This is a genomic window from Pseudidiomarina salinarum (genome assembly GCF_000753715.1).
In the GTDB taxonomy this organism is placed as follows: Bacteria; Pseudomonadota; Gammaproteobacteria; order Enterobacterales; family Alteromonadaceae; genus Pseudidiomarina; species Pseudidiomarina salinarum.
Genome location: NZ_JPER01000004.1, coordinates 1 through 12224, shown reverse-complemented (window position 1 = coordinate 12224; position 12224 = coordinate 1). Strand labels below are relative to the sequence as shown.

Below are 12224 nucleotides of genomic sequence, written 5' to 3'. Positions count from 1 at the left end.
AGCTTACTCGATGATAAATAGCGGCTGGTCAAATTCTACCGGCTCGCCGTTTTCTACCAGAATTTGTTTGATCACACCGCCTTTGTCGGCCTCGATCTTGTTCATCATCTTCATTGCTTCAACAATGCATAACGTCTCGCCGGCTTTGACTTGTTGGCCAACGCTGACGAAGTCAGGGGCGCCTGGCGCCGGAGCTGCGTAAAAGGTACCGACCATAGGCGAGCGCATAATATGACCGCTAACTTCCGGTTCAACTGGCTCAGCAGCAGGTGCCGGAGCGGCTGCCTGGGCTGGCGGTGCGGGCTGTTGTAGCTGTTGCACTGGCGCGTATTGCATGGGCTGACTATAGCTGCTGCCCCGATGAATACGCACTGATTCCTCACCCTCGGTAATTTCCAGTTCGGCAATGCCTGATTCTTCGACCAGCTCAATCAGTTTCTTTATTTTACGAATATCCATGATCTGTAATGACCCCAGTAGTAAGTTATTTAATTGGTCAGGACGTCAACTGTCGCTGTGCGGCTTGCAAGGCAAAGGTATAGCCCTGCGCACCCAGCCCACAAATGACTCCGGTGGCGATGTCTGATAAATACGAATAATGACGAAATTCTTCCCGGGCGTGAATATTGGACAAATGAATTTCGATAAAAGGAATGGCGACGCCGCTTAAGGCATCCCGTATCGCTACGCTGGTATGACTGTATGCGCCCGGGTTAATCAGGATAAAATCAATGTCGGTGCTGCGCGCTTCGTGGATCCAGTCAATCAGCTGATGTTCAGCGTTAGACTGTCGGCATTCCAGGCTGATCCCCAGATGTTTTGCCTGATCTAGCAGCCGCTGCTCGATTTCGGCGAGCGTTTCTGCTCCATACAGTTCCGGTTCCCGCGTTCCCAACAGATTCAGGTTCGGGCCGTTTAGTAGGAGTACTCTGCTAGTTTGTGCGTTATTTTCAGTCATTATGCTGCTATCTGCTGCGATGTGATTGATAAAGTGAGTTGACTCTAAATTTAGACGCCGACGGATTAACTATCAACTCATTATAATTAAAAAATACAGTAAAGCAGTAAAATACTGGTCTTATCACCGAAGTTCGCCGCAGTATCCCGAACAAAAACAACTTATTGCAGTTGCTCAACATGGCGGGCAAAGGTTTCCGCCGGCATAAAGCCGGTTACCCGCGCAGAACTTAACTCGTCGCCCTGATAGAAAAACAAAATTGTCGGCAGACCCAGCACCTGGTATTCCCTGAGAATCGCATTATTCGCCGGGGTGTTGGCGGTGACGTCCGCCTGCAATAATAGGGCGTTGCCAAGCGCTTTTTTTACGCGTTCGTCGGTAAAGGTGTAGCGTTCAAATTCTTTGCAGGCGACACACCAGTCAGCATAGAGGTCGAGCATCACCAGCCGATTTTCCTGCTCGGCCGCGCTTAGTTGCTGCTTAATCTCAGCAAGCGACTGCACTTGCGTGAAGGGCAGCCGATCTTCCGGGGCATGGGGCCACCACTGGATCATCAGTATGGTTGCTATAGTCAGCCAAATCGCGCTGAACACACCGGCAGCCCGGGTCGAAAGTTCACGCCAACCGCTGAAAATCAGATAGCAGGCGCTGACAAAGATAAAGCCAATCCATAGCCAGTCAGCGATCACATAGGGGAGCAATCGCTCGACCAGCACCAGTGCCACGGCCAGTAATACCACCCCGAACAGCCGCTTCACCGTATTCATCCAGGCACCGGCTTTGGGCAGCAACTTGCCTCCGGTCACCCCAAATAGCAGCAGCGGTAGCCCCATGCCGACACTGAGGGCATAGAGCACGGCACCGCCAATCAGCAGGTCGCCGGACTGCGCGATAAACAGCAGGACACCAGATAAGGGCGCAGTGGTACAGGGCGAAACGATGAGTCCGGACAGCGCACCCATCAGGAATACACTCGGATGGGCACCGCCGCGACGCGCCTGGACGATATCATTCAGGTACTGTTGCACGCGCTGGGGTAATTGCAGCGTGTAGGCGCTGAGCATGCTCAGCGCGAGCAGGATAAACAAGGTGGCCAGGGTAATCAGGATCGCCGGATGCTGTAACATCGCCTGATAACGTAGACCCGCCAGAGCCACCACGACACCAAGCAGTGAATAGGTTATTGCCATGCCCTGTACATAGGCCAGCGATAGCGTAAAGGCGCGGCGGGTACTGATTGGCTCGCGCTGACGGGCACCATGCTGCTGGCCCATGATAATGGCTGAAATAATCGGGTACATAGGCAATACGCAGGGCGTAAATGCCAGGCCAATGCCGAGCACCAGGAACATTGCCAGCGATAACCACAAAGGCTGCTGGTGAAGAAAGTCCAGCAGGCTGTTGGAGGTACTCTGCTGACTGTTGGCGGCAACCTGTGCCACGTTAATCCCGGTACTGCCGTCACCGGCTACAGCATCCAGATAAATGGTCTTGTCAGTAGGTGGATAGCACAGGCCGGCATCAGCGCAGCCCTGATACGAGACAGTAAACGACTGGTCGGCAGCGGCCTGATTCAGTACATAAGTTATGGAAACGTGATCACGATAGACGATGGACTCACCGAAGAATTCGTCAACGTGCTCTTCACCCGGCGGGTAAACCGGCAGTTCCGCTAATTCAGCAGCAGGATCAGGGCTGAAGCGATGTTGATACAGATAATAGCCATCGGCGATATCCCAGCTCAGAATAAGTTTGTCGCCCTGTTGGCGAAAATCAAACTGAAAGGCTTCATCGACGGGCAAAAACTTCTGCTGCGCGAACGGGTCATCATCCGCGGGGAAGTTACCGGCCTGACCGAAGGCGGGCGCCGTGGTAGTTAACAAAAGCGCGAAAAAGAGACTGAACAGAACGGCTAACCGCATCATGAGCGCACGACCTGTGCCAGCCAGTCGAGGTACTCATTGCCGCCTTCGCTTACCGGCACCGCCAGTAACTCAGGCACATCATAGGGGTGCGCCTGCTGTAGGGCGCTGAACAATTCCGGTAACTGACCGGTGGTGGTTTTGATCGTCAGTACTACTTCGTCATCGCTATGCAGATGATCGTCCCACCAGTACATCGAGGTACTGGTCGCGCCGATGTTGACGCAACCCGCCAGGCGTTGCCGTAAAACCTTTTCAGCGAGGGCTTTGGCGGTGCCCCGATCAGGGCAACTGCAGAATACAATCCGGAAGTCAGTAGACATAATCAGTACTCGTTGAAGCAATCAGATTAAGTGATGCCATCAGTATACGGAAAACTGAAAAAATTTTTAGCTAAAACCTTGTGATTGGCAATTTGCCCCCCATAACTGTGGCACACAACATTTTTAACTGCCCTGTGTCAGTTTCTGAACAGGGAATTGTTATCAACCCACAACTTAGGTTTAGGAGTCATCAAAGATGAAACTTCGTCCCTTACATGATCGTGTGATCATTAAACGTTCTGAAGCAGAAACCAAATCTGCCGGAGGCATTGTGCTAACTGGTTCAGCCGCTGAGAAATCAACTCGCGGTGAAATCGTAGCCGTAGGCAACGGTCGCATTCTGGACAACGGCGATGTCAAAGCGCTGGAAGTGAAAGTTGGCGATAAGGTGCTGTTCAACGAAAGCTATGGTGTAAAAACGCAGAAAATTGAGGGTGAAGAATACCTCATCATGAGCGAGTCAGACATCCTGGCAATCGTCGAAGGCTAAGCTATCCGGTTACTAACGCATTCTGAAGAGGAATAAGAATATGGCAGCTAAAGAAGTTAAGTTTGGAATCCCAGCCCGTCAACGCATGCTGAAAGGCGTAAACGTTCTGGCTGATGCCGTGAAAGTGACACTGGGCCCGAAAGGCCGTAACGTGGTTTTAGAGCGCTCATACGGTGCGCCACTCATCACTAAAGATGGCGTAACTGTTGCGAAAGAGATCGAACTTGAAGATCGTTTCGAGAACATGGGCGCGCAGATGGTGAAAGAAGTCGCTTCTAAAGCAAACGATGAAGCGGGCGACGGCACCACCACCGCTACCGTACTGGCACAGTCTATTGTCAATGAAGGCCTGAAAGCTGTGGCTGCGGGCATGAACCCGATGGATCTGAAACGCGGTATTGATAAAGCCGTGATTGCTGCCGTCGAAGAGCTGAAAAAGCTATCTCAGCCATGCGATAACAACAAGGCTATCGCTCAGGTTGGTACTATTTCTGCGAATTCTGACAGCACTATCGGCGAAATCATTGCTAAGGCGATGGAAAAAGTCGGCAACGAAGGTGTTATCACTGTTGAAGAAGGTCAGGCCCTGCAAGATGAGCTGGATGTAGTCGAAGGTATGCAGTTCGACCGCGGCTACCTGTCACCTTACTTCATCAATAACCAGGAAAGTGGCTCCGTCGAACTGGACAGCCCATTCATTCTGTTAGTTGACAAGAAAGTTTCCAACATCCGCGAATTACTGCCGGTATTGGAAAACGTTGCTAAATCAGGCAAGCCATTGCTGTTGATCGCTGAAGACGTCGAAGGCGAAGCTTTAGCGACTCTGGTGGTAAACAATATGCGTGGCATCGTTAAAATTGCTGCGGTTAAAGCGCCAGGCTTCGGCGACCGTCGTAAAGCTATGTTGCAGGATATCGCCGTGCTGACAGGTGGTACCGTTATTTCTGAAGAAATTGGCATGGAGCTGGAAAAAGCTCAGCTGGAAGATTTAGGTACTGCTAAGCGCGTTGTTATCAATAAAGACAACACCACTATCGTTGATGGTAACGGTGAAGAGGACGTGATTGAAGGCCGGGTTACTCAAATCCGCCAGCAAATCGAAGAAACGACTTCTGATTACGATCGCGAGAAACTGCAGGAACGTCTGGCGAAATTAGCCGGTGGCGTTGCCGTCATCAAGGTTGGTGCAGCGACTGAAATGGAAATGAAAGAGAAGAAAGCGCGCGTTGAAGATGCCCTGCACGCAACCCGTGCTGCGGTTCAGGAAGGCGTAGTACCTGGTGGTGGTGTAGCCCTGGTTCGTGCAGCGAGCAAGCTGCAGGATCTGCGCGGCGATAACGAAGACCAGAACGTCGGCATCAAACTGGCGCTGCGGGCGATGGAATCACCACTGCGTCAAATCGCCTCAAACGCGGGCGCTGAAGGCTCAGTGGTTGCCAACAACGTGAAAAACGGTGAAGGCAACTACGGTTACAACGCCGGTAACGACACCTACGGCGACATGCTGGAAATGGGTATCCTGGATCCGACCAAGGTCACCCGTTCAGCGCTGCAGTTCGCGGCTTCTGTAGCGTCCCTGATGATCACCACCGAAGCCATGGTTGCTGAACTTCCAAAGGAAGAGCCAGCAGCACCTGACATGGGCGGCATGGGTGGAATGGGCGGCATGATGTAAGCTGCTCTGGTCACTATGACGAGCAAAAAACGGCGCCCTCGGGCGCCGTTTTTATTTGTGTCTGTCACACTTTGCTATACTTAAGCATCATACTTACTGTTAGCCACCAAGGAGGTAATTATGCGTAAGTCTATTATTGCATTAATGACAGTAGCGTTTGGTATGACAGCAACTACCGTTTCCGCAGCAGAAACAACGGTTATTTTTGAACAACCTGACGAGTATCAGGATATTGAAGCAGTTAATTCCAAACAGGATGAGTTTGAGCAGATGATCATGGAAGGCCTGCGCAAGCATATTGTAAAGCTCGGTGAAGAACTGCCCGAGGGCTATAACCTGGAATTTGTGGTCACGGACCTGGACCTGGCCGGCCGTGTAGAGCCAACGTTTGGAGCAACCACCAGCAGCTACATGCGGGTGCTTGACCGGATTGATTATCCGATGATTGAGTTCCGCTATAAACTGACCGATGCCCAGGGTGAAAACATCAAGTCAGGCGATGAACGCCTGCGCGATATGGGTATCACCAGCACAATGCGCGCCGCAAAAGAGTCGGGCCGCGATGTGCTCTATTATGAGAAAGAAATGCTGAGCCAGTGGTTTGATCGTCATCTGAAACCAGCGGCAAAAGAATAACCGCTGGTTTTATAAAGGCGTTTTACTCGGTTCACCGGCGACTTCCCGTACCAGCTTAGGTACCAGAAAGCCCGGTAACCGGGTACGCAGTTCAGCTTCTATCGAGCGGGCGCGGTCATCGCTAATGGCGAAATGGCTGGCGCCCGCTACTTTATCCAGCTGATGTAAATAATAAGGCAGCACTTTTGCTGCGAATAGCGCTTCGCTAAGTTCTGCCAGCGTTACCCCTTCATCGTTTATCCCGCGCAACAACACACTCTGATTCAGTAAAGTAATGCCGTGACTGGCCCATATAGTTGTGCCTGTGCCGAGATCCGCTGAAATTTCGCGTGGGTGATTAGCATGCAACACCAGAATTGCCTGCAGCCGGCTTTTCTGCAAACGCTGAGCCAGATCCTTGGTCAGCCGGCTGGGGATTACCACCGGCAGGCGGCTATGAATGCGCACCCGCAATAACTGCGGTAATGCTTCAAGTTCAGTCAGCAACTGGCTTATCTGATCATCGGTCGCCAGCAGCGGGTCGCCACCGCTCAAAATCACTTCATTGACATCTGGATGCGCCTGGATATAGCTGAGCAGCTCACTACGCTCCGCCCGGCCAAAGTGATGTTCCTGGTAGGGGAAGTGGCGGCGGAAGCAATAACGGCAGTTAATAGCACAGCCACCGCGAAAAATAACCAGTACCCGCGACTGGTATTTATGCAGCAATGCTGACTGCGAGCTTTGCTCGTCAAGCGGATCCGTTACAAAGTCAGGGTGCTCAGTAAACTCATCAGCCAGGGGCAGTACCTGCAACAGCAAGGGATCGTGCCGGTTACCCGCTTCCATCAAGCTGACAAAATGACGGGGTGCGCGCAGCGGGAAAAGCCTGCGGGCGGCGATATCGCTTTCCTGCAGTGAATCACTGATATCCAGCAATCGCGCAAGCTCAAGTGGATCCGTTATCGCCTGTGCGAGTTCCTGTTGCCATTGCGGCCGGAGGGAGACAATTGTTGATGCGCTCACGCAAGTCCTTAAACTGGTTCAGTAAATAAAATCTGCCACTTATGCAGTGATTTTACCTGAAAAGCGCCGCGCTTTGGTTTATTATTGCGCGCGAAATCGCTTATTTTCAAAGCATACGAGGGATCTATGGCGAATTACAGTACCAATGAATTCAAAGCAGGCTTAAAGATCATGCAGGACGGCGAGCCGTGCTCCATTGTCGAAAACGAAATGGTCAAGCCAGGCAAAGGACAGGCGTTTAACCGGGTCCGTATCCGCAAGTTAATCAGCGGCAAAGTAGTCGAGAAAACATTCAAGTCGGGCGATTCAGTAGAAGCTGCCGATGTGGTTGATGTCGATTTGGCCTATTTGTACAGCGATGGCGAGTTCTGGCATTTTATGAACAACGAAACCTTCGAGCAGATCGCGGCCGACGAAAAAGCTGTGGGCGACACTGTTAAGTGGTTGGTTGAGCAAAATATTCACACCCTGACGCTGTGGAATGGTAACCCGATCGCGGTTACGCCACCGAACTTTGTCGAACTTGAAATCACTGAAACGGACCCTGGTCTGAAAGGTGATACCGCCGGCACTGGCGGTAAACCGGCCACGCTGAGTACTGGCGCTGTGGTGAAAGTACCGCTATTTGTTCAGGTCGGGGAAGTCATCAAAGTCGACACCCGCTCTGGCGAGTACGTATCGCGCGTGCAGAAGTAGTATCAAGGTACCGGAATGATGCAGCTCGACGAGTCATGGCAACCTGATGCCAGCCTGGCGATGCTGCATCAGCGGGCTGCATTATTGCGGCAGATCCGTGAATTTTTTTATGCCCGCGATGTACTTGAAGTCGATACGCCAATTCTTAGCCGCTTTGGCGTAACCGATGTTCACTTAAGCAATGCGATTTCTTATCTGGGCAAAGATACCCGTGCCTGGTATTTGCAGACGTCCCCTGAGTACGCGATGAAGCGGTTACTTGCCGCCGGATCCCCCTCGATTTACCAGCTCGGTAAAGTATTCCGTAACGACGAACTCAGCACCCGCCATAACCCTGAATTCACAATGCTCGAATGGTATCGGCTTGGTTTCACTATGACCGAGCTTATTGCCGAAGTGGATCTGCTGTTGCAGGTTACGTTGAATGCTGCGCCCGCCCACCGCATCAGTTACGGTCAGCTTTTTATTGACCAACTGCAGGTGGATATCTTCAGCAGCAACGGCTTTGCCGGGCTGCAACAGGCTCTGCAAGGCTTTCCTGCGGTGGCTGAACTGGCCGCCCGTGAAACGGATTTTGATACCCTGCAGCAATTAGCACTGGCACTGATTATCGAACCCCGCCTGGACCCATCGGTGCCCGTTATCCTTTACGACTATCCGGTCAGTCAGGCTGCACTGGCACAGGTTTCGGCTGAGGATCCGCGGGTAGCTTGCCGGTTTGAAGTATTTTATCAGGGCATGGAACTGGCCAACGGCTATCAGGAACTCACCGATGCCACGCAGCAATTGCAGCGATTTCAGCTGGATCAACAACGTCGCGAACAGGCCGGCTTACCGGCTATGGCGATAGATTCAAGATTAATGGCTGCGCTTGAAGCTGGGCTGCCGGCCTGTTCTGGGATTGCTTTAGGCTTTGATCGCTTGCTGATGATTCGTACTGGAGCGCAGCATATCAGAGAGGTTCTGCCCTTTAGCATCACCCGCGCCTGATCCCTTCCGAATCTTATTTTCCCCGATGCAACTTGCGCAATAAAAGGTGATGTTATAATATAACACTGTAACTTCGACAGGGCAGCCGAGCAGAATATGCGTTTTTTAGGATCACAACGATCAATTGACAGAACAGGGATTTGGGTCACCACCATTTGTGCGATCCATTGTCTGTTGCTGCCTGTCATCCTGCCGATGTTGTCACTGATTGGTTTGTCATTTATCGGTGAAACGTTACTGGAGCGCACAATTCTTGGAACCAGCATCGTGGTCGGACTAATTGCCCTGGTGATGGGCATGCGTCAGCATGGCCGGACTTTTCCGGTTTTATTCCTGATTGCTGGCGGCGTTATTTACTGGCACAAAAACATTCTGGGTGCCAGCGGCGAACCTTTTGTGATTTTAGTGGGTGCCGGCCTTATTATCGCTGCACACTTCATCAACCTGAGGCTGATACGAGCCAGACAAGTGGCACCATCGCGCAACGCCGCCACTCAAACTGCCTAAGCCACCTGAATTAGCTGCTAAATTAACTCCGACGCTTTAGTACCACACCTGTTTCGATATGATGGGTGTATGGGAATTGATCAAACAGCGCACTTTGAACCACTTCATGAGTCGACGCCAGGCTGGCCAGATTTTCCACCAGTGTTTCCGGGTTACACGAGATATAAATAATTGTCGGGTAGTTCCGGACGAGTTCTGTGGTCGCCTCATCAAGCCCGGCCCGCGGTGGGTCCACCAGGACTGTCGAACAGTCAAAGGTCTCAATTTCCGCTTCATCGGCACGGCGAGACGTTCGTTCACCTGCGAGCACAGCGCTGAAGTCCTCTGCTGACATCCGCACCAGGGTTACATTATCAATTCCGTTTAACGCACAGTTGTAGCGGGCAGAAGCCACCGAGGTTTTACTTATTTCAGTTGCCAGCACCCGGTCAAAGTTCTGTGCCAGCGGCAGGCTAAAGTTTCCGTTACCACAATAGAGCTCGAGTAAATCGCCCTGACTGTCGGCCGTGGCCGCCAGCGCCCATTCAATCATGCTGGTATTTACTGCCGCGTTAGGTTGGGTAAAGCTGTTTTCAACTTGCTGGAAGTGAAACGGTTGATTATTGATCATCAGCGTTTCAGTGACCCAGTCCTGCTCAAGAATTACCTTTTGCTTGCGTGAACGGCCGATCAAATGAATGATGCCAAATTGTTGCAGGTGGCTTTTCAGATCGCTTGCTGCCTGCTCCCATTCATCTTCCAGCGGGCGATGATAAATGAGCGAGATCAGCGCCTGTCCGGTGGTGGTGGTTAAAAATTCAACCTGGAACAGTTTTCGCCTCAGTACTGGCCGGCTTCGCAGATAATCAATGATTTCCGGCATCAGCGTATTAATCAGAAGGCTGCCGGCCGGAAACGCATCCATCCTGATTTTTTCCCGGGTTTCGGGATCAAACATAATGTAATAGAGGTCATCACCCTCATGCCAGACCCGGAATTCGGCGCGCATACGGTAATGGAGTGGCGGTGACGGATAGACTTGCGGTTGCTGCGCCACGAAAGGCTTAAGCAGTTGCGCCAGATAGTCGCGCTTGGCTGACAGTTGGCTGGCATAGTCTTGCGTCTCAATGGTGTGATGGGTCATTGGCTCTCCGAAGGTGAAACGACTGCGAATTGTAATGACTTGATAGACAAAGTCTAGCTTTTCACTAATTAAGAAAATTTACTAAAAAAACAGCATTTGTTATTGAATTGCTGCGCTGGATGTAACAGGATGTTTCAGGTCCGCTATAAAAACAGTCAGTATGAAGCGGTGAACAACAAGAATTCCAAAATATAACAATAAAGGAAATTGATCATGTCCACGTATTTAAACAAAAAAGGGGCTTTTGCCCTTGCCGCTTTATCGATGGCGGTTTCTGCCGCGGTATCCGCTGCACCTGCTGAGCAGGAGCGCGTTATTGTCGAGTTTAAACCCGGAGCCAAGGCGCAGATCGAGCGTGCGGTAACACGGGCTGGCGGTCAGCGTCATGTAGACCTGTCAAACTACAATGCCATGGCAGTTAGCCTGCCGGCGGCGGCAATTAAAGGCCTGCAGAATAATCCAAACGTAGTCTTGATTGAAGAAGACGTGCGCCGTGAACTCTATAGTACGCAGTATGAGCCAGGTTTACCTTACGGTATCGTTCAGGTCCAGGCTGATCTGGTTTCTGATGGTGCCGCTGGTACGCGCAAAGTTTGTATTATTGATTCGGGCTATGACCTGGGGCACCCTGATTTGCAGACCACAGGTGTAACGGGCAAATATGACAGCGGTACCGGTAACTGGTATACCGATGAGAACGGCCATGGTACTCATGTAGCCGGTACTATTGCTGCGTTGACCAATAGCACTGGTGTGGTTGGTGTGCTGCCGAGCGGTCAGGTCAACCTGCATATTGTTAAGGTATTTACTGCTAGTGGCTGGGGCTATTCATCATCCTTAGTAGCTGCGGCAGATGAGTGTGCGGCCGAAGGCGCGAACGTTATTAATATGAGTTTAGGTGGCACCCGTGCCAGCAAAACCGAAGAACGGGCCTTTGCCCAGCTGGACAGTGCTGGCGTATTAAGTATTGCCGCGGCAGGGAATGACGGCAATACCCGCGACTCTTATCCCGCTTCTTATGATTCAGTCGTATCAGTAGCGGCAGTTGACGCGAATGAACAGATCGCTGCTTTCTCACAACAGACGGCCCAGGTTGAACTGGCGGGTCCGGGTGTGTCGGTACTTTCTTCGGTTCCACGTGGTACCGGTGAACTGGTAGCGCTGGATGTTGCAGGCGTTGCTTTTGATGCCAATGGTATGGACGGTGGCGCGCGCGCAACAGCAACCGGTGCGCTGGTTGATTGTGGTATCGGCGATCAGGCCTGTGCTGGCGCAACGGGCGAAATCTGCTTAATTCAACGCGGTACCATTAGCTTTGCCGAAAAAGTACAAGCGTGTGAAGCCGGTGGCGGTGCAGGTGCTATTGTCTATAACAATGAGCCTGGTGCGTTATTAGGTACGCTCGGTGAGTATAGTGCGAGCATTCCGGCTATCGGAATCTCTGATACGGATGGTGCTACGCTGATGGGACAGCTTGGTAGCTCAGCTACTGTGCAGGTTACCGCAAGTGACTGGGCCTTCTTTGACGGCACTTCTATGGCAACCCCACACGTTGTTGGTGTAGCTGCTTTAGTCTGGAGCCACCATACGACCTGTACTAATGCGGATATTCGTGCGGCATTACACGCATCAGCGAAAGATCTGGGTGCAGCTGGTCGTGATAACGCCTATGGCTATGGTCTGGTACAAGCCAAAACAGCAGTTGATTACCTGACTGCGAATGGTTGTGGCGGCACGTCCGGCGGTGGTGACACCGGTGGCGACGATGGCGGCAGCACCAAACCAGGAAACGGCAAGGGCGGCGGTAAGAAATAACCCTCAGGTTGCCGAAGTGAAACAAAAAGCTCGCATTTGCGAGCTTTTTTTATGCGTCCTGTTCAGAAACGCAGCAGTCGGCAA

At 51.8% G+C, this 12224-nt stretch carries 13 protein-coding genes; 7 read left to right on the top strand and 6 right to left on the bottom strand.

Annotation, left to right across the window (positions count from 1 at the left end):
- Window positions 1-3: 3 nt before the first annotated feature.
- From accB to cutA, 4 genes are all read right to left on the bottom strand, one after another.
- Window positions 4-459 (bottom strand): acetyl-CoA carboxylase biotin carboxyl carrier protein, encoded by a 456-nt coding sequence (accB, locus tag IDSA_RS07705; RefSeq protein WP_034775750.1) that lies wholly within the window; start codon window positions 457-459, stop codon window positions 4-6.
- Window positions 460-496: 37 nt separating this feature from the next.
- Window positions 497-958 (bottom strand): type II 3-dehydroquinate dehydratase, encoded by a 462-nt coding sequence (gene aroQ / locus IDSA_RS07700; protein ID WP_034775749.1) that lies wholly within the window; start codon window positions 956-958, stop codon window positions 497-499.
- Window positions 959-1119: 161 nt separating this feature from the next.
- Window positions 1120-2883, bottom strand: coding sequence for a protein-disulfide reductase DsbD (locus IDSA_RS07695; protein WP_084694079.1), 1764 nt, complete (start codon window positions 2881-2883; stop codon window positions 1120-1122).
- Window positions 2880-3203, bottom strand: coding sequence for a divalent-cation tolerance protein CutA (gene cutA, locus IDSA_RS07690; RefSeq protein WP_034775748.1), 324 nt, complete (start codon window positions 3201-3203; stop codon window positions 2880-2882). Before cutA ends, IDSA_RS07695 begins: the two co-directional genes overlap by 4 nt.
- A 196-nt stretch (window positions 3204-3399) precedes the next feature.
- On the opposite strand from cutA, the gene IDSA_RS07685 reads away from it, so the two are divergent.
- The 3 genes from IDSA_RS07685 (at window position 3400) to IDSA_RS07675 (ending at window position 6004) form a co-directional block, all read left to right on the top strand.
- Window positions 3400-3693: a co-chaperone GroES gene (locus IDSA_RS07685; RefSeq protein WP_034775747.1), complete on the top strand. Its 294-nt coding sequence runs from the start codon at window positions 3400-3402 to the stop codon at window positions 3691-3693.
- 40 nt (window positions 3694-3733) lie between these two features.
- Window positions 3734-5368 (top strand): chaperonin GroEL, encoded by a 1635-nt coding sequence (groL, locus tag IDSA_RS07680; protein WP_034775746.1) that lies wholly within the window; start codon window positions 3734-3736, stop codon window positions 5366-5368.
- Between the two features lie 120 nt (window positions 5369-5488).
- Complete coding sequence (locus tag IDSA_RS07675) at window positions 5489-6004, top strand: DUF3016 domain-containing protein (protein ID WP_051986169.1); 516 nt, start codon at window positions 5489-5491, stop codon at window positions 6002-6004.
- A gap of 9 nt (window positions 6005-6013) precedes the next feature.
- On the opposite strand, the gene epmB is transcribed toward IDSA_RS07675, so the two are convergent.
- A complete protein-coding gene (epmB, locus tag IDSA_RS07670; protein WP_034775745.1) occupies window positions 6014-7009 on the bottom strand; it encodes an EF-P beta-lysylation protein EpmB in 996 nt (331 codons plus the stop codon).
- Window positions 7010-7135: 126 nt separating this feature from the next.
- Here epmB and efp point away from each other — a divergent pair, with 126 nt between their 5' ends.
- The 3 genes from efp to IDSA_RS07655 all read left to right on the top strand — a co-directional run bounded on the left by efp (window position 7136) and on the right by IDSA_RS07655 (window position 9202).
- Entirely contained in the window at window positions 7136-7705 is a 570-nt protein-coding gene (efp, locus tag IDSA_RS07665; protein ID WP_034775744.1) for an elongation factor P, read from the top strand.
- A 15-nt stretch (window positions 7706-7720) separates the two neighbouring features.
- The gene (gene epmA, locus IDSA_RS07660) at window positions 7721-8695 is read left to right on the top strand and encodes an elongation factor P--(R)-beta-lysine ligase (RefSeq protein ID WP_332248930.1); all 975 of its coding nucleotides are present in this window, start codon (window positions 7721-7723) and stop codon (window positions 8693-8695) included.
- Between the two features lie 96 nt (window positions 8696-8791).
- Complete coding sequence (locus tag IDSA_RS07655; protein ID WP_034775743.1) at window positions 8792-9202, top strand: MerC domain-containing protein; 411 nt, start codon at window positions 8792-8794, stop codon at window positions 9200-9202.
- A gap of 22 nt (window positions 9203-9224) precedes the next feature.
- On the opposite strand, the gene trmA is transcribed toward IDSA_RS07655, so the two are convergent.
- A complete protein-coding gene (gene trmA / locus IDSA_RS07650) occupies window positions 9225-10325 on the bottom strand; it encodes a tRNA (uridine(54)-C5)-methyltransferase TrmA (protein WP_034775742.1) in 1101 nt (366 codons plus the stop codon).
- A 213-nt stretch (window positions 10326-10538) separates the two neighbouring features.
- Here trmA and IDSA_RS07645 point away from each other — a divergent pair, with 213 nt between their 5' ends.
- Window positions 10539-12140 (top strand): S8 family serine peptidase, encoded by a 1602-nt coding sequence (locus IDSA_RS07645; protein WP_084694078.1) that lies wholly within the window; start codon window positions 10539-10541, stop codon window positions 12138-12140.
- Window positions 12141-12224 lie beyond the last annotated feature (84 nt).

Coding starts and splice junctions, on each gene's coding strand:
- groL (WP_034775746.1), top strand. CDS start 3,734: ATGGCAGCTAAAGAAGTTAAGTTTGGAATCCCAGCCCGTCAACGCATG.
- aroQ (WP_034775749.1), bottom strand. CDS start 958: ATGACTGAAAATAACGCACAAACTAGCAGAGTACTCCTACTAAACGGC.
- IDSA_RS07675 (WP_051986169.1), top strand. CDS start 5,489: ATGCGTAAGTCTATTATTGCATTAATGACAGTAGCGTTTGGTATGACA.
- IDSA_RS07645 (WP_084694078.1), top strand. CDS start 10,539: ATGTCCACGTATTTAAACAAAAAAGGGGCTTTTGCCCTTGCCGCTTTA.
- efp (WP_034775744.1), top strand. CDS start 7,136: ATGGCGAATTACAGTACCAATGAATTCAAAGCAGGCTTAAAGATCATG.
- trmA (WP_034775742.1), bottom strand. CDS start 10,325: ATGACCCATCACACCATTGAGACGCAAGACTATGCCAGCCAACTGTCA.
- IDSA_RS07655 (WP_034775743.1), top strand. CDS start 8,792: ATGCGTTTTTTAGGATCACAACGATCAATTGACAGAACAGGGATTTGG.
- accB (WP_034775750.1), bottom strand. CDS start 459: ATGGATATTCGTAAAATAAAGAAACTGATTGAGCTGGTCGAAGAATCA.
- IDSA_RS07695 (WP_084694079.1), bottom strand. CDS start 2,883: ATGATGCGGTTAGCCGTTCTGTTCAGTCTCTTTTTCGCGCTTTTGTTA.
- cutA (WP_034775748.1), bottom strand. CDS start 3,203: ATGTCTACTGACTTCCGGATTGTATTCTGCAGTTGCCCTGATCGGGGC.
- epmA (WP_332248930.1), top strand. CDS start 7,721: ATGATGCAGCTCGACGAGTCATGGCAACCTGATGCCAGCCTGGCGATG.
- IDSA_RS07685 (WP_034775747.1), top strand. CDS start 3,400: ATGAAACTTCGTCCCTTACATGATCGTGTGATCATTAAACGTTCTGAA.